We start from the raw sequence: 15,791 nt of genomic DNA on the forward strand, positions 1-15,791 counted from the left end.
GAGGAGCAGACGCGATGACCACTGTGGAATTCCGTCCCACCCACGTGGTGCCCCAGGGCGGCATGCAGGCCTGGGCGGCACCGGACACGTCCCGGCCCACCGTGCCGCTCGACCCGCTGCTGCCGGTGCGCCTGGTGGACCGCAAAGGGGACTGGGCACTGATCCTGTGCGCCAACGACTGGTCGGCCTGGGTCGATTCCCGGCTCCTCGTCCCCGTCCCGCAGGACCCGCCGCTACCCGGCGCCCCGCCTGAGCACACGGCCGACCCCCTCCCTCTGCTGACGCGGGTCGAGGAGGCACTCGGCCACTACCGCAGCGCCACCGAGGACCTGATGTACGGCCAGGCCGACGGCGAGACCTTCCACCGGCGCACCCAGGGGCTTCGGGTGGGCATGGTCGTCGACGGCGAGTCGCTGTGGCTCTACGACGCCGAGCACGACCGGTGGCTGTACTGCAACGGGACGCGGCTGACCCCGTACGCAGCCCCCCACGAACCGAGCGCTGCCGAAGGCGGGGCGGCTGCGGGAGAAGCCGGAGCGAGCGCCGGCGAGGGCGGGACGGGAGCGGGCGACGAGCCCGGCCCGCCGGGCGCCGCCCCGCGTGATCCGACCCGGGTCGTCGACGTTCCGCGCTCCGGTCCCGAGGGGGAGCAGCCCCCGCCGGAGGCCGCGGGGCCCTGACGTCCGGGGCGGGCCGTCTCACGGCTGTGGCGGACCCGTCTCGGGGACGTCCTGCCCGGCCGTGCCCCGCCGGTGCACCCGCGCCGTGAACAGGCCGCCGAGGAAGCCCGCGACCAGCCCCCACACCACCCCGAGACCGATCGCTCCCCATGTCCGCGGCAGCAGCAGCACCTGCCCGGACAGGCCTCCGCCGAGGTCGCCGATCCCCAGCAGCGACAGGCCGTAGTGCGCGGAGACCCGGCACACCAGGCACACGGTGAGCACCGTCAGACCGAGGGCGACGGCCATGTGCACGGCGTGCCGCCAGGCCGGGATCCGGGCCGGGGTGCGGGCCGCCATCAGGAACGCGGAGAACAGCACCAGGACCGCGGCGACCACCACCAGCCACCAGGCACGCCCGTCCAGTGCGGCGAGCGTGCGCACATTCACGGTGGAGACGTCGGGAGTGCGCAGGACGGCGTCGAGCACCGAGGGCATCGGGAATCCGAGGAGTCCGTCCACCTTGCCGTCCCAGGTCGCACCGAGTCCCAGGGTGAGGGCGGGCCAGGCGAGGTTCGGCAGTCCGAGGAGCACCACGGCGAAGGTCGAGGCGACGTTTCCGCGGGACGCGGCGACCACCAGGGCGATGACGAAGCCCACCACGACGTAGGCGAGGAGCAGCGCCACCATCGCGAACGCGGCAGGACGGACCGCCTGCTGCACGCGCAGCAGACGGTCGGGGAGCGGCGCTGAGCGCGAGACGAGCAGCGCGATCACGAAGACGCCGGCGAGCCACAGCAGCCCGAACAGGACGGTGAGCGGCACATCGGTCTCGAAGCCGACCTTGGGGGAGACGTCCAGCAGTTCGCCGATGTCGCCGATGGTGGAGTTGCCGAGCGAGACGGCGAAGTTCTGGCGGGCGGCGAACCCCAGGCCGACGAGGGCGAGGACCCACAGCACGGCGATCCGGGCGGCCCAGCCGGCGAGTCCGCGGGCACGCGTGACGGCACCGTGCCGCAGGGGCCTCAGGAACGCGACGGCGATCACCAGGACGCCGACCAGGGTGACCGACAGCGGCAGCACGGACACGTCCGCATTGGTCCGGGCGAGGACCCCGGCGTTGCCGGAAACGTCGACGGAGCCGCCGACCGCCATGACGACGACGGCCACGACCACCCGCGGGAAGGCGTTGTCGGGCAGGTCGCCCGCACCGGCGGCCCACAGGCCGAGCGTCGCCACGACCGCCATCGCGACCAGCCCGGCGAGCACGGTCGCGAGGGCCCCGAGCCAGCCGTGCGGCGCACGCCGGTCGCGGAGTCCGCGCTCCGCGCCTGTCCGCTCGGACGGTGGCAGCCGGCTCACGCTGCCACGCTAGGCACGGCTCGGGCCGCCGCGCCTGCCGGGTGGTCCGCTTGCAGGACGGGCGCGAGGGCGGCACACAATGGGGGTGAGGTGCGACCGAGGCGCATGAGGTGAGGGAGCGGCACGGAAGTCCGTGACGATCGCCGCGGCTCCGGGGGACGAAGCCCGCAAGACCGCCGGGGAGAAGACTCGTGAGCGTCGAACCGCCGCCGTCCGAACGCCCGACGGAGCCGGGGTCGGGCCACCCGACCGGGCCGCCGTCGGGACCGCTGTCGGGGACTCCGCCGGGGCCCGGGGGTGTCCCCGAGCGCGGGTCCCGGCCGTCGGGGCCGCCGAGCGGTCCGACGGCCGGGCCGCCGAGAGGGCCGGCGGGTGGGGGCCCACGCGCTCCCGGCGAGGTGCCGGGCGGGGGAGGCCCGGGCGAGGGGCCCGGTGAAGGACGCGGTCCGTCGTGGTGGCAGTCGGTGCCCCGGATGGCGGGGATCGCCGCGCTGGTGGTCGCCGCGGTGGCCCTGGTTCTGGTGTTCACGCGCCCCCAGGGCGGGTCGGGCGGCAGCGGCGAGGTGTTCCTTCAGTCCGCGTCGAGCGCGGGGCCGGATCCGTTCACCACCTCGACCGCGCGCGGGAACGGCCGTCCGCCGTCGCCGCTCGCGCTGCCGAGCGTGTCGGCGTCCGGAGGAGTCAATGTGACGCGCGGCGTGGAGGGTTCGGCACCCGGCCTGTACGCAGGCACGCGTGAGGTGTCCAGCTGTGACGTGGAGCGGCAGATATCCGCGCTGACGGCGACGCGGGCGAGGGCCGGGGCGTTCTCGTCGGCGGTGAAGGTCTCCCCCTCGGCGCTGCCCGGATACCTGCGGTCGCTCACCCCCGCGCAGCTCCGTGTGGACACGCGGGTCACCAGTCACGGCTACCGCGACGGCACCGCCAGGCCCTATCAGGCGGTGCTCCAGGCCGGGACCGCGGTTCTGGTCGACGACCGCGGCGTGCCACGGGTCCGCTGTGTGTGCGGCAACCCGCTGGCCCCTCCGGTCGCGGTCCGGGGAAGACCGCGGTACACGGGGGTCTCCTGGCCGGCGTACGAGCCGTCGAGCGTCGTGGTCGTCTCGCCGGCGCCGCGCCGGGTCGACACCTTCGTCATGTACGACACCCACGGCGACAGCTGGTTCACGCGGCGGACGGGGGACACGACGGCACACGACGAAGGGACGGCGCCGCCGGCCAGGCAGGCGACCCCGTCGTCGGCGGTGTCCCTGCCCGCGTCCAGGACACCGTCCCGGACGTCGGACTCCACGGCTTCGCAGTCGCCGTCGTCGAAGGAGTCCTCGTCGCAGTCGTCGGCAGAGCGATCATCGACGCCGGAGTCGTCCAAGCCGGAGTCGTCCAAACCGGGATCGCCGAAGTCGGAGTCGCCGAAGCCGGAGTCGTCCAAGCCGGGGTCGTCGGCATCGCAGTCGTCGACGTCGCAGTCTCCCGAGTCGAAGTCCCCGACGTCGGCGTCGAACTCCCCGACCTCCCGGTCGCCGGGCTCGACGGCGCCGAAGTCGCCGTCCGGGAAGTCCGAGTCACCGGGACAGAAGACGTCGTCCGCCCCGTCGGCCTCGCAGCAGTCGCAACCCGGCACCGCGACGACGGCCCGGGCTCCGACCTCCGCGTCCCGGGCGTCCGGGGCCCCGAGCTCCGGGGCCCCGGCACCCGGCGGTTCCTGACCGCCAAGAGGGCCTGCGGGTCAGCTCACGTTCAACGACGTGTCGTCGACGACGAACGACGTCGGGAGCGTCGAGCCCTCGGTGCCGGTGAACTTGAGGGTCACCGTCTGCCCGGCGTACGCGCCGAGGTCGAAGCTGCGCTGGGTGTAGCCGGTCCCGGCGTTGAGGTTCGAGTACGTGGCGAGGGTGGACAGGACCGCTCCGCTGCCGTTCACGACCTGCACCTTCAGCGTGTCGTAGGCGGTCGTGGTGGTGGTCTCGTCCGTGTCGACGTGCAGGTAGAAACCGAACCGCGCGGTGGTGCAGCCGGCCGGGACGCCGACCGTCTGGGCGAGCGTGTCGGTGTGCGCGGATCCGTAGCCGTCGAGCCAGGCCTTGTACGAGCCGGTGCGCGCGGACTCGCCCGTGTCATTGGTGATGACGCCCGAGGTGGCGGACCAGCCGGTGCCGCCCGACTCGAATCCGGGGTCGGTGAGCAGCTGGCCCGCGGTGCACGTGCCGCCGCCCCCGCCCCCGGAGCCGCCGGTCCCGCCCGCGAGCCACTCGGTGGCGTTGAGCGCCAGTGCTGCGTCCGTGCCGGCCGGGTCGTTCCAGCCGTCGTACAGCGAGTTCCCCGACTGGCCGGTGCCGTCGTCGACGGGTGAGCTGTCGCCCCAGAACGCGACCCGGCCGCTGCCGAAGGTGCTGGTGGCGAAGAAGGCGCCGGTGTTGCCCGAGTAGCCGGTGCGGTAGACAAGGCCCTTGGCCGCGGGGTTGTCGGCGGGCTTGAGCGTGACGGTGGTGCCGTCGCGGAGGATGCTGCCGGTCACCTTGCCGAACGGGCCGTTCAGGACGGGGTTCGCGGAGTCGCTGACGGCGCGCGGGTTGTCGGTGCTCACATCGAGCGTGTCGACGGAGAATCCGAACGGGTCGGTGCTGTCCACGCTGTTGTCGGACATCAGGTCGTTGATGACCTCGACCGCGTCGTAGCCGTCGTTGTTGCGGTCGGCGCCGGTGTGGTCGGAGATCAGGAAGAGGCCGCCGCCGTTCTTGACGAAGTTCATGACGGCGGTCTTCTCGCTCGCGCTGAGCAGGACGTTCGGCTCGGGCAGCACGAAGGTGTCGAAGTTCTTCAGGTCGAGCGGCGACGACGTCCCGTAGGTGATCGAGTTGCCGGAGGGCAGCGTCTTGAGCGCGTAGTCGCCCGACGTCTGCAGGCGTACGCCCCAGGAGGAGAGCGCCCCGGTCCAGTCCGTCTCGGCGGAGGGCGTCGGGTCCTGCCCGAGCGGGTCCGGCTGACTGGTGCCGATGATCCAGTCGGCGTTGCCCGCGGTCTCGGCCTTCGAGTTGTCGAAGAGCACCCGGTGCGGGGTGGCGGCCGCGGCCGCCGGGGCGGCCTGGACCGTGGTGCCCGCGACGAGCGCGCCGAGGACGGAGAGTGCGCCGACGAAGCGGCGCCTGGTTCTGCCTGATCCGAGCATCCGTCGTACCTCCATGAGGGGTGGGGGAAGGTGGTGCGGAGGGTCGAGTCTGCGCGCGTAGAAACTCGGCCGGGGAGCGCCCGGGCAAGATTGGTTGAACAGTACATGGCAATCGCGTGCAGTGGCAGAGGGTGACGCGGCGAAAACGGAAGGCGCCCGAAGTGCCCGCTCCACGGCGCCGCCCCGTCCAGGGGGTTGCGCCCGGGCCGCTTCGGGTGACAGTGGAAGGGGAGCGGGGGGCGGCCCGGGCCAGCGGGCCGTCACCACGAACGGACTGAGAACCATGCCGCAAGCCACCGAACAACAGCCGGACGCGTCACATCACCCCGCCACAGCTCGTCACACGGTCACCGCCCACGCCCATGTCGCCGGGATCCTGCACCACCCGGCCACCGACATGGGCCGGCGGGCGGCCGCGCGCCGCGAGGAGCTGGGGCTGACCCGCGAGGAGGTGGCCCGGCGCTGCGGCGCGGCCGCCACCTACATCGAATACGTGGAGGAGCACGCGGCGACCCCCGGTATCAGCGTGATGCTCAGGCTCGCCGCCGCCCTCGACACCACCGTCGCCGAGCTGAACGGCGGCACCGCCGACCTGCCGCCCGGGCACGGCATGGTTCCCCGCAACACCGAACTGCGCGAACTCGCCGTGGCGGAGTGCCATGCGCTGCTGTCCACCCACGGAGTGGGCCGCCTGGGGCTCGTCACCCCCGACGGTCCGGCGATCGTGCCCGTGAACTATGTGATGACGGGTGTGGAGCTCGCCTTCCGCACCGCGCCGGGGCCGGTGCTCACCGCGGCCACCGGCGCCGTCGTCGCCTTCGAGGTCGACCACATCGACGACGCCTGCTGTCAGGGCTGGACCGTGCTCGCCGTCGGCCGCGCGAGGGCGGTGACCGACGCGGAGAAGACGCACCGTCTGGAGATCCGGGCCGGCGGGCTGCCCTGGGCGGGCGGCCGGCGCGGTCTGTGGCTCGCCCTCGTCCCCACGCGCATCCGCGGACGCCGCCTCGTCAACCCCCAGTGCGCACACCCCTGCGAGCCCTCCCACTGACCCGCGACGCTGGCAACCGGGCACGGCCGGGTGGATCATTGGAGGTGGGCCGGTCGCCGTGTCGCGTGGCGGCCGGGCGCAGGTGAGGAGGTACGTCATGACTCGGGACCTGGACTGGACGGTAGGCCTGCACCTGAGGGAACAGGAAGGCACCACCAAGGCCAGCGCGACACTCGACACCGGTACCGCCATGCTCACCGGGCACGGCAGCGCGCGGTGCAATCCCCAGGACGTGGACGTCCCGCAGATCGGCGACGAACTGGCGGCGAGCCGCGCGATGAGCGACCTCGCCGGCCAGCTGATGCGGGTCGCGGACCGCGACCTGGCGGCGGCGGGCGCGGGACCGGAGAACGCGCCGACGGGGCGCGGCAGCGGTTGGCCGGGCACGGAGACCTAGGACGTGCCCGGGGCCTGCCGTCGAACTCGCCCCGCCCCTCGGGTGGACGACAGCGTCGACGGCAGGCTCCGGCCGAACCTTCGCCCGGCCGCGGCCCCGCGCACGACGCATCGGGCCCGGGGAATCGTCCCCGGGCCCGACGCATGCGTACCGCTGCGGTGCGACCGTCACGTGCTGCCGCTCCCGTAGGGCGCGTACGTGTCCAGCAGCCGGATCCGGGCCGCGTGCAGCCGGTGCGCCAGCACCCTGCCCACCCAGTGTCCGAACGCCGAGCCGAAGGACGGGTCCGCGTCCATCATCATCCGGACCCGGGCCGCATCGAACTCGTGGGCGCGCACCGGCGTCTCCGCCTCGGCGCCCATCTGCCACACGTACGGCGGGAAGAGCCAGGACCAGCCCACGAGCTCCCCGAAACCGAGGTTCTCGATGACCACCGGCCGGCGACCCGGTACGGCGAAATCCAGTGTCACCGTCCCGGAACGGATGATCCAGAAGTGGTCCGCCACCTGGCCCTCCTCGAAGATCCGCAGACCTTCGGGAAAACTGACCTCCTTGGCGATGGCCATGAGCCGGGCACGGAATTCGGCGGGCAGCGCGGCCGCCATGCGGGTGGGGGAGGGAGTACTCATCGCAGGGCTTCCGTTCTCGGGGGTGCGGATACGGGGGATCTGCGCCGGCCTACGGGTGGGATCCCTCCATTGTCGGCGCGTTGCCCCCTCGGGGCGCCGGGGAAGGGCCGACTGGTCGAACAAACGCCCCGCGAACGTCATGCGTCCTGTCCGCTGCGGTCGCGCGGGCCGCGCGCCGGTGCGGAAACACGCGTGCCGGGCCACGACGTGGGGTCGTGGCCCGGCACGGTGGTGCTGCCCGGTGGCCGGCCCGGCGCGGCCGGGCGTTCAGCCGACGTGGATGCGCGGCCGGCGCGCCAGGTCCGGCTCGGCCCGGCGCAGGACCTCGCGGGTGACCGGTGCGACCTCGCCGTCGCCGAACACGAGGAAGCGCAGCAGATGGCTGACGGGGTGCCCCTCGGTCCAGTTGAAGTAGGCGTGCGGCACCTCCCCGGTGCGGTCGCGCAGCTGCATCAGGATGGCCGCGATCGTGTTGGGCACGACCGGCCCCTCGACGCGCAGCTTGCGCACGCCGTGCTCCTCCACTCCGTGCACGGCCAGATCGGCCGCGAAGTCGGACGAGTCGTGCAGGAACACCTCCAGGAACAGCACAGGACCGCCGTCGGGGATGTGCGCCTGCTCGCGCTGGCTGTACTCCTTGGCGCGGTACTCGGCGGCGCTGTGCTCCTCCGGCTCGTTCGCGATCAGCCGCAGCGGCCCGGCGGCCGCGCAGTCGTCGATCAGCCGCGTCGCGGCCTCGTCGAACGTCACCCGCGCGGCCCGCAGTTCGAAGGCGCGGTGCACGCGCGAGGCGAACGACATCAGCAGGATGCCGAGGATGAACAGCAGGGCGATCTTGATGCCGTCGGGGCGCTCGATGACATTCGCGACCAGGGTGTAGGCGAACACCGCGGTGATCACCGCGAAGCCGTAGGTCGCGGCGCGGTGACCACTGTGCCGGGCGGCGACCGTCGAGGCGAAGGACGCCGACAGCATCAGCACGAGCACGCCGGTCGCGTACGCACCGCTCTGCGCGTCGACGTCCGCGTCGAACCAGATCGTGATGCCGACCGCGATCGTCATGAACAGCAGCACCAGGGGGCGCACGCCCCGCGTCCACTCGGGCGCCATGCCGTAGCGCGGCAGATAGCGCGGTACGAGGTTGAGCAGCCCGGCCAGGGCCGAGGCTCCGGCGAACCAGAGGATCGCGATGGTCGAGACGTCGTACACCGTGCCGAACCCCTCGCCGAGGTTCTGGTGCGCGAGATAGGCGAGCGCGCGGCCGTTGGCCGGGCCGCCCGCCTCGAAGGCGGACTGCGGGATCAGGATCGTCGTCGCGAGGCTGGAGAGCAGCAGGAAGCCACTCATGATCACCGCGGCGGTGGTGAGGAGCTTCCGGGTCTCGCGGATCCGGCCCTTGGGCTCCGCGTGGGTGTCCGAGGCGTCGCCGCGTATCTGCGGCATCACCGCAACACCCGTCTCGAAGCCGGACATGCCGAGCGCCAGCTTGGGGAAGACGAGCAGGGCCACCGCGACCATGGCGAGCGGCGAGGAGTGCTGGGCCGTCATCGCGTGCGTCCAGTCGCCGACCTTGACCGGGTGGCTCAGCACCTGCCACACGGACGTGGCGAGGACGACCAGGTTGAGCACGAGGTAGGTCGCCACCAGCGCCACCGCGACGCCTATCGCCTCACGGAAGCCCTTGAGGAACACCGCGCCGAGCGCGGCCACCAGGAACAGGGTGATCCACATGTTCGCGCCGTGCATCCAGTGCGGCGCGAACGGATTCTCCACGACGTGGGCGGCGGCGTCCGCGGCCGACAGCGTGATGGTGATCATGAAGTCGGTGGCGGCGAAGCCGAGCAGCACCAGGACGAACAGCTTCCCGGCCCACCACGGCAGCAGCCGCTCCAGCATGGCTATGGAGCCCTCGCCGTGCGGACTCTCCTTGGCCACGCGGCGGTACACCGGCAGCGCGCCGAGCAGCGTGAGGGCGATCAGCACCAGCGTGGCCAGCGGTGACAGGAGACCGGCGGCCAGCGCTGCGATGCCCGGCTGGTAGCCCAGCGTGGAGAAGTAGTCGACGCCGGTGAGGCACATGACCCGCCACCAGGCCTGGCCCTTGTGCTCCGCGGGGGGTGTGCCGTGGGGGCCGGGATGGCGGGCCGACTGCTCGCTCAGGCCCTCCAGGAGCCAGGCACGCCAACGGGGCGGAGCCTGTTCGTCAGGCTCCGGGTCGGTCGTGTCGACGGTGGCGGTATCCATCTCTTCTTCCTGTCGTTCTCGTATTGCCGGGTCCAGGCAACGAGCAGCGAGTATTCAGCACGGCGCGTTCGGACCCGCCCCTGGGGGACGCGACCGGGGAGGGTCTTAACGCATCCTTAGCGCTTCTGTCCCGACGGGCGTCGGGTACGCACACTCCGTCGGCCGGGCCGCCGTGCGGAGACCGGTCGCCGCGCTGCGGGGAGCGTGCCGCGGCGCCGTGCGTCGGACGCCGCGTTCCTCGTCTCCGGAGAGGAGTCCGGCGCGGCCTTCGCACGGACCGAGGAGGCCGGGCACCTACCGGGCCGATCCCGCACGCGACTGCCGACGGCCGGCCGGGCCGACCGCACGCGACTGCCGACTGCCGACTGCCGACCGGGCCGGTCCGCACGCGACTGCCGGCCGTGCGCCGCCGGTGCGGACCGGGCAGTGGCCGCGTCCGGCCGGCCTCGGTCGCCGCGGACCGCTACGCCGACAGCGATCCGTACACCGCGTCGATCATCGCCATCTTGCGGGGGTCGTCCGCGATGTGCGGGCCCATGCGGTTCATGACGTAACCGATGCTCACCCCCGCCTCCGGGTCGGCGAGCCCGAAGGAACCGCCGAAGCCGTCGTGGCCGGCGGCACGCGGGTTCGGCCCGTAGGAGCCGTTCGGACCGCTCAGCCACAGCCCGAGGCCGATCTCCAGCTCGTACTCCAGGCCGACGCCGAGCACCAGGTCCCGGCAGCTGCCCTGTCCTTCGCGCACCCGCTCGGTCGCCGACGCCGACATCACCCGCCGGTCGCCGTGCCGCCCCTGCCGCGCGATGATCCCGTACAGTGCGGCCACCGCGCGCGCCGTGCCGTGGCCGTTCGCCGCCGGCAGCTCGGCGGCCCGCCAGGCGGTGCTGTTCGCCTCGACCGGGCCGACCACGGGGTTGGCCAGCGCCGCCAGCGCGACCGGGGCCAACGAGACCAGGGACTCGGCCCTTTCGGCCGTCACCGGGACCGGCGGGCGCACCAGCTCCGCCACCCGGCCCGCCTCCCTGCCCGGCAGTCCGATGGTGAAGTCGATCCCGCACGGCCCGGCGATCTCCTCGAGGAGGAACTCGCCGGGCATCCGGCCCGCGACCCGCCGGATCACCTCACCGACCAGGAAGCCGTACGTCAGCGCGTGATAGCCCGACACCGTGCCGGGCTCCCACCAGGGCTCCATCGCCGCGAGCCGGCCGGTCGTGACCTCCCAGTCGTACAGCTCCCGAAGGGTGTGCCGCCCGCGCACCCCGGCGAGACCCGCCCGGTGCGACAGCAGATGCCGTACGAGGACGCTCTCCTTGCCCGCCTCGGCGAACTCGGGCCAGTAGGACGCCACCGGGGCGTCCGGGTCGAGCAGCCCGCGGTCGATCAGCAGATGGGCGGCCAGCGCGGTCGGCCCCTTGGTCGTGGACCAGACGTTGACCAGTGTGTCCCGTTCCCACGGACGGGTGCGCGCCCCGTCCGCCCAGCCGCCCCACAGGTCCGCGACGGTGTGACCGTCCACCACGACCGTGACGGCCGCGCCCAGTTCGTCGCGGCGGCGGAAGTTCTCCTCGAACGCCTCACGGACCGCCGAGAAGCGCGGGTCGCACTGGCCGTGCACGGGCGTCGACGACGACTGGGGCATGGCACGGACCTCCGTGACTGTGGGGGTGACGGGTACGCCCGTCCCTGACCACGAGGAACGTACGCCGGTTTTCCGGCACCCAGGAACATACCGACTGGTCGGACTGCGGGGAAGGGGCCGGAGGGCCCGGTGCACCGCCCGGCCCCGCGGGCCGGCCCCAGTTCCGGGCCCCGCCCGCGTGCTCCCCGGCGTCCGGTAGCCAACTTCCCTCCCGTGTACGGTGGTTCGCAGTCGAAGTGATCGAGAACGAGCAACAGCGAGGACGGGGAGAGCGTCGTGGCCGACGACAGGACGGGCGACACGCCCATGCGGATGGAGATCCCGTACGACGTGCCGACGTCGGCGCGCGCCTACGGCTGGATGCTGGGCGGCAAGGACAACTACCAGATAGACCGGGACTTCCTGCTCGGCACCCTGCCGTCGTTCCCCGAGTGCGTCGACATCGCCCGGCAGAACCGGCAGTTCCTCTACCGGGCGGTCCGCCATCTCACCCAGGAGGCGGGTATCCGTCAGTTCCTCGACATGGGCTGCGGGCTTCCCTCCGACGACAACGTCCACCAGGTCGCCCAGCGCTTCGCACCGGACAGCCGCGTCGTCTACGTCGACATCGACCCGATCGTGCTCGCGCACGGCAGGGCACTCCTCGCAGACGACGCCACCACGACCGTGATCACCGCCGACATGCGCGACCAGCAGTCCGTTCTCGACGACCCCGAAGTGCAGCGGCTCATCGACTTCGACGAACCCGTCGCCGTGCTGTTCCTCTCGGTCGTGCACCACCTGGTCGACGCCGACGACCCTCGCCGCATCCTGCGCACCATCCTCGACCGTGCGGCGCCCGGCAGTCATGTGGGCCTGTCCCAGGTGGTCTCCGACGACCCCGCGCGCGGCGCGGCGATGTCCGCCCACATCTCGGGCGGCGGCATCCCCTGGCAGACCCGTACGCCGGACGAGGTCGACGCCCTGCTCGACGGGCTCCGCCCGGTGGAACCCGGCCTGGTGAACCTCGTCGACTGGCGCCCGGACCCGGACCAGCCCGCGCTGCCCCCGGTCGACCCGGAGCTCGCCCCGTACCTCGGCGCGACCGCGTCCAACAAGGGGATCTACGAATACGGCGGGCTGCTGCGCAAGGACTGACCTGCGTGCCCGTCGGCGCACGCTGCGCCGTCCGCCGAGGGCGCGGCGGCGTGGGGGCGGCCGGCGGCCCCGTCCCTGCCGCGGCAGGTCGCCCGTGCGCCCGGCCGCGGGGGCCCGTGCGGCGCCGGCGGTTCGCCTGGGGGCTGCGGGCCTCACTCGCCCTGGGCGATCCGGTTGTAGCGCAGCAGGTAGTCCGCGAACCGGTCGAGATCGTCCCCGGGCCAGTCCGCGAGGCGTTCGCGGAACACCTCCCTGCGGGCGGCGGTCACCTGCGCGAGGATCTGCGCCCCGGCCGCCGTCGTACCGAGCACCTGGACCCGGTGGTCCTCCGGGTCCGGCCGCCGCTCGACGAGTCCCGCCCGCTCCAGTGCCGCGACCTGCCTGCTCACGGTCGACTTGTCCAGCGCGTAGTGCGCGGCCAGATCCGTGGCCCGGCAGCTCCCGCGTTCCTGCAGATGGCTCAGCAGGGTGAACGACACCAGTGAGAGCTCAGGGTGCATCCGCGCCGCCGTGGCCCTGGCCCGGCGGGCGAACGCCGTCATCTCCCGCTGGATGATCTCGACCGCGTGCTCGCGGGCCGTCCCCGGCCGGGGCGCCCCGGTGGCGGTTGTCTCTTCGGCGTCTGCGGCGGGCTCCACTGCGTTGCCTCCTCCCATTGGTTGCACGGTACAACTTCTCGGGCGCGTGCGACCGAGGGTGCCGGGGTGTCCGGGTTCTCCGCGTCCGACGCCCCGGCGCACGGCCGCCGGGTCCGGGTGTGACGCCCGCCGCTTGTGCAACTAGTTGCATAAGCGGCGGGCCGTCGTCTACAACTGTCGGAACGACACCGCGCACGGAGGGCCCCATGAGCCGCTACCCCCATCTGCTCACCCCGCTCGACCTGGGCTTCACGACGCTCCCCAACCGGGTGCTCATGGGCTCCATGCATGTCGGTCTGGAGGAGGCCGAGCGCGGCTTCGAGCGCATGGCCGAGTTCTACGCCGCCCGGGCCCGCGGTGGTGTCGGCCTCATCGTCACCGGAGGCATCGCACCCAATGACGCCGGGCGCCCCTATCCGGGCGGCGCGAAGATGACCACCGAGGCGGAGGCCGACCAGCACCGGCAGATCACGGATGCCGTGCACCGCGAAGGCGGCCGCATCGCGATGCAGATCCTGCACTTCGGCCGGTACGCCTACCACCAGGACCTGGTCGCGCCGAGCGCCCTCCAGGCGCCCATCAGCCCCTTCACGCCGCACGCCCTGACCGACGACGAGATCGAGCGGACCGTCGACGACTTCGCGCGCGCCGCCGAACTCGCCCGGCGCGCCGGATACGACGGCGTCGAGATCATGGGCTCCGAGGGCTACCTCATCAACGAGTTCATCGCCGCGGCGACCAACCACCGCGACGACCGCTGGGGCGGCTCCTACGAGAACCGCATCCGCTTCCCCGTCGAGATCGTCCGCCGTGTGCGCGAGCGCGTCGGCACCGACTTCATCATCATCTACCGGCTGTCCATGCTGGACCTGGTGCCCGGTGGCTCCACCCTCGACGAGGTCATCACGCTCGCCCGCGCCGTGGAGCAGGCCGGCGCGACCATCATCAACACCGGCATCGGCTGGCACGAGGCCCGCATCCCCACCATCGCGACCTCGGTGCCGCGCGGCGCGTACACCTTCGTCACCAAGAAGGTGATGGGCGCCGTCTCCATCCCGCTCGTCACCACCAACCGCATCAACACCCCGGAGCTGGCCGAGCAGTTGCTCGCCGACGGCTACGCCGACATGGTGTCGCTGGCCCGCCCGATGCTCGCCGACCCGGACTTCGTCGCCAAGGCCCGCGACGGGCGCCCCGAGGCCATCAACACCTGCATCGGCTGCAACCAGGCCTGCCTCGACCACACCTTCAGCGGCAAGATCACCTCCTGCCTGGTCAACCCCCGCGCCTGCCACGAGACCGAGCTCGTGCTGTCCCCGACCCGGCTCCGCAAGCGCGTCGCCGTCGTCGGCGCCGGCCCGGCCGGCCTCGCCTGCGCGGTCACCGCCGCCGAACGCGGCCACGCGGTCACCCTGTTCGACGCCGCCGACGAGATCGGCGGTCAGCTGAACGTCGCCCGCAAGGTCCCCGGCAAGCAGGAGTTCGACGAGACGCTGCGCTACTTCCGCACCCGTCTGGCCGACCTCGACGTGGAGGTGCGCCTCGGCACCCCCGTCACCGCCGCCGACCTCACCGCCTACGCGTACGAAGAGATCGTCGTCGCCACCGGTGTCAGCCCCCGCACCCCGGCCATCCCGGGGACCGATCACCCGAGCGTCGTCGGCTACCTCGACGTGCTGCGCGACGGCGCGCACGTCGGCGACCGGGTCGCCATCGTCGGTGCGGGCGGCATCGGCTTCGACGTCGCCGAGTACCTCACCGACGGCGGGGAGAAGGCCGGCGAGGACCCGGCGACGTACTTCCGGCAGTGGGGCGTCGACATGGACTACCGCGGGCCGGGTGGGCTCACCGCGCCCGAGCGGCCCGCGCCGCCGCGCCAGGTCCACCTGCTGCAGCGCAAGGCCTCCAAGGTGGGAGCCGGACTCGGCAAGACCACCGGCTGGATCCACCGCACGGAACTGCGCCACCGTGGCGTCACGATGGTTGCGGGCGTCCAGTACGACCGGATCGACGACGCCGGACTGCACATCACCGTCGACGGCCGCAGCGACGTGCTCGAGGTCGACACGATCGTGCTGTGCGCCGGACAGGAGCCTCGCCGCGGTCTGTACGAGGAGCTGCTCGCCGCGGGCCGCAGCGTCCAGGTGATCGGTGGTGCGGACGTGGCCGCCGAGCTGGACGCGAAGCGGGCGATCCGGCAGGGCACCGAGGTCGCGGCGGCGCTGTGACCCGGCGGTGCTGTGACCCGACGGCCCGCATCCGTCCCTAGGATGCGGGCATGTCCCTCCCGCACGCGATCCTCACCGCCCTGCTCGAAAAGCCGTCCTCAGGTCTGGAACTGACGCGGCGGTTCGACAGGTCGATCGGCTACTTCTGGTCGGCCACGCATCAGCAGATCTATCGCGAGCTGGGGAGGCTGGAGCGGGACGGCTACATCCGTGCGCTGCCCTCTGTGCAGCCGTCCCGTGGGCAGAAGAAGGAGTACGAGGTCCTGCCCGCGGGCCGCGCCGAACTCACCCGCTGGACCGGCGAACCCCAGGACCCGAAGGCACTGCGCGACCCGCTGTTGCTGCGGCTGCGGGCCTCGGCCGTCGTCGGCACCGCCGGCATCGCCGACGACCTGCGCCGCCATCTCGACCTGCACCGGCGCCAGCTCGCGGAGTACGAGGCCATCGAGCGGCGCGACTTCCCACCGGAACGCACCAGTGCGCAGGACCGCATCCAGCATCTGGTCCTGCGTGCCGGTATCGACCTGGAGACCTTCTGGATCCACTGGCTCACCCACGCCCTCGCGGAGCTGCCCGCCGACCACGGCGGACCGCAGTCCTGACCCGGCCGCCGGGCCCCCCCGCGGCCCCGGCGGCGGCGC

The 15,791-nt window shown here is 72.8% G+C and carries 12 protein-coding genes and 1 pseudogene; 7 read left to right on the forward strand and 6 right to left on the reverse strand.

The window, feature by feature from the left end; translation table 11 throughout:
* Positions 1-14 precede the first annotated feature (14 nt).
* Positions 15-680, forward strand: a complete 666-nt coding sequence (locus ACWCP6_RS29575) for a hypothetical protein (RefSeq protein WP_450935634.1) — start codon at positions 15-17, stop codon at positions 678-680.
* An 18-nt stretch (positions 681-698) separates the two neighbouring features.
* On the opposite strand, the gene ACWCP6_RS29580 is transcribed toward ACWCP6_RS29575, so the two are convergent.
* The gene (locus ACWCP6_RS29580) at positions 699-2,021 is read right to left on the reverse strand and encodes a streptophobe family protein (RefSeq protein WP_450935635.1); all 1,323 of its coding nucleotides are present in this window, start codon (positions 2,019-2,021) and stop codon (positions 699-701) included.
* A 191-nt stretch (positions 2,022-2,212) separates the two neighbouring features.
* Between ACWCP6_RS29580 and ACWCP6_RS29585 the strand changes: the two are divergent.
* Positions 2,213-3,520, forward strand: a pseudogene (locus tag ACWCP6_RS29585) (DUF6777 domain-containing protein); the annotation flags it as partial.
* Positions 3,521-3,747: 227 nt separating this feature from the next.
* Here ACWCP6_RS29585 and ACWCP6_RS29590 read toward each other — a convergent pair.
* On the reverse strand, positions 3,748-5,187 hold the full coding sequence (locus tag ACWCP6_RS29590) for a hydrolase (RefSeq protein ID WP_450935636.1): 1,440 nt from the start codon (positions 5,185-5,187) through the stop codon (positions 3,748-3,750).
* A 283-nt stretch (positions 5,188-5,470) separates the two neighbouring features.
* Here ACWCP6_RS29590 and ACWCP6_RS29595 point away from each other — a divergent pair, with 283 nt between their 5' ends.
* Both ACWCP6_RS29595 and ACWCP6_RS29600 read left to right on the forward strand, forming a co-directional pair.
* Positions 5,471-6,238 carry a helix-turn-helix domain-containing protein gene (locus tag ACWCP6_RS29595; RefSeq protein ID WP_450935637.1) on the forward strand — a complete coding sequence of 256 codons (768 nt, stop codon included), beginning with the start codon at positions 5,471-5,473 and terminating at the stop codon, positions 6,236-6,238.
* A 97-nt stretch (positions 6,239-6,335) separates the two neighbouring features.
* Positions 6,336-6,635: a DUF1876 domain-containing protein gene (locus ACWCP6_RS29600; protein ID WP_450935638.1), complete on the forward strand. Its 300-nt coding sequence runs from the start codon at positions 6,336-6,338 to the stop codon at positions 6,633-6,635.
* Positions 6,636-6,802: 167 nt separating this feature from the next.
* Here ACWCP6_RS29600 and ACWCP6_RS29605 read toward each other — a convergent pair whose 3' ends face one another.
* The 3 genes from ACWCP6_RS29605 to ACWCP6_RS29615 all read right to left on the reverse strand — a co-directional run bounded on the left by ACWCP6_RS29605 (position 6,803) and on the right by ACWCP6_RS29615 (position 11,147).
* Positions 6,803-7,264: a cyclic nucleotide-binding domain-containing protein gene (locus ACWCP6_RS29605; RefSeq protein WP_450935639.1), complete on the reverse strand. Its 462-nt coding sequence runs from the start codon at positions 7,262-7,264 to the stop codon at positions 6,803-6,805.
* 267 nt (positions 7,265-7,531) lie between these two features.
* A complete protein-coding gene (locus tag ACWCP6_RS29610) occupies positions 7,532-9,508 on the reverse strand; it encodes an amino acid transporter (RefSeq protein WP_450935640.1) in 1,977 nt (658 codons plus the stop codon).
* Positions 9,509-9,971: 463 nt separating this feature from the next.
* On the reverse strand, positions 9,972-11,147 hold the full coding sequence (locus ACWCP6_RS29615) for a serine hydrolase domain-containing protein (protein ID WP_450935641.1): 1,176 nt from the start codon (positions 11,145-11,147) through the stop codon (positions 9,972-9,974).
* A gap of 276 nt (positions 11,148-11,423) precedes the next feature.
* On the opposite strand from ACWCP6_RS29615, the gene ACWCP6_RS29620 reads away from it, so the two are divergent.
* On the forward strand, positions 11,424-12,284 hold the full coding sequence (locus tag ACWCP6_RS29620; protein WP_450935642.1) for an SAM-dependent methyltransferase: 861 nt from the start codon (positions 11,424-11,426) through the stop codon (positions 12,282-12,284).
* 152 nt (positions 12,285-12,436) lie between these two features.
* On the opposite strand, the gene ACWCP6_RS29625 is transcribed toward ACWCP6_RS29620, so the two are convergent.
* Entirely contained in the window at positions 12,437-12,826 is a 390-nt protein-coding gene (locus tag ACWCP6_RS29625; protein ID WP_450935647.1) for a MarR family winged helix-turn-helix transcriptional regulator, read from the reverse strand.
* Between the two features lie 302 nt (positions 12,827-13,128).
* On the opposite strand from ACWCP6_RS29625, the gene ACWCP6_RS29630 reads away from it, so the two are divergent.
* Both ACWCP6_RS29630 and ACWCP6_RS29635 read left to right on the forward strand, forming a co-directional pair.
* A complete protein-coding gene (locus ACWCP6_RS29630; protein WP_450935643.1) occupies positions 13,129-15,150 on the forward strand; it encodes an FAD-dependent oxidoreductase in 2,022 nt (673 codons plus the stop codon).
* Positions 15,151-15,200: 50 nt separating this feature from the next.
* Positions 15,201-15,752, forward strand: a complete 552-nt coding sequence (locus ACWCP6_RS29635) for a PadR family transcriptional regulator (protein WP_450935644.1) — start codon at positions 15,201-15,203, stop codon at positions 15,750-15,752.
* Positions 15,753-15,791: the final 39 nt, after the last annotated feature.

The sequence above is a fragment of the Streptomyces sp. NPDC002004 genome, assembly GCF_053593975.1.

What these genes read in the sequence shown, in the direction of transcription:
- ACWCP6_RS29635 (WP_450935644.1), top strand. Translation starts at nt 15,201, where the DNA reads ATGTCCCTCCCGCACGCGATCCTCACCGCCCTGCTCGAAAAGCCGTCC.
- ACWCP6_RS29600 (WP_450935638.1), top strand. Translation starts at nt 6,336, where the DNA reads ATGACTCGGGACCTGGACTGGACGGTAGGCCTGCACCTGAGGGAACAG.
- ACWCP6_RS29630 (WP_450935643.1), top strand. Translation starts at nt 13,129, where the DNA reads ATGAGCCGCTACCCCCATCTGCTCACCCCGCTCGACCTGGGCTTCACG.
- ACWCP6_RS29615 (WP_450935641.1), bottom strand. Translation starts at nt 11,147, where the DNA reads ATGCCCCAGTCGTCGTCGACGCCCGTGCACGGCCAGTGCGACCCGCGC.
- ACWCP6_RS29595 (WP_450935637.1), top strand. Translation starts at nt 5,471, where the DNA reads ATGCCGCAAGCCACCGAACAACAGCCGGACGCGTCACATCACCCCGCC.
- ACWCP6_RS29610 (WP_450935640.1), bottom strand. Translation starts at nt 9,508, where the DNA reads ATGGATACCGCCACCGTCGACACGACCGACCCGGAGCCTGACGAACAG.
- ACWCP6_RS29575 (WP_450935634.1), top strand. Translation starts at nt 15, where the DNA reads ATGACCACTGTGGAATTCCGTCCCACCCACGTGGTGCCCCAGGGCGGC.
- ACWCP6_RS29605 (WP_450935639.1), bottom strand. Translation starts at nt 7,264, where the DNA reads ATGAGTACTCCCTCCCCCACCCGCATGGCGGCCGCGCTGCCCGCCGAA.
- ACWCP6_RS29590 (WP_450935636.1), bottom strand. Translation starts at nt 5,187, where the DNA reads ATGCTCGGATCAGGCAGAACCAGGCGCCGCTTCGTCGGCGCACTCTCC.
- ACWCP6_RS29625 (WP_450935647.1), bottom strand. Translation starts at nt 12,826, where the DNA reads ATGACGGCGTTCGCCCGCCGGGCCAGGGCCACGGCGGCGCGGATGCAC.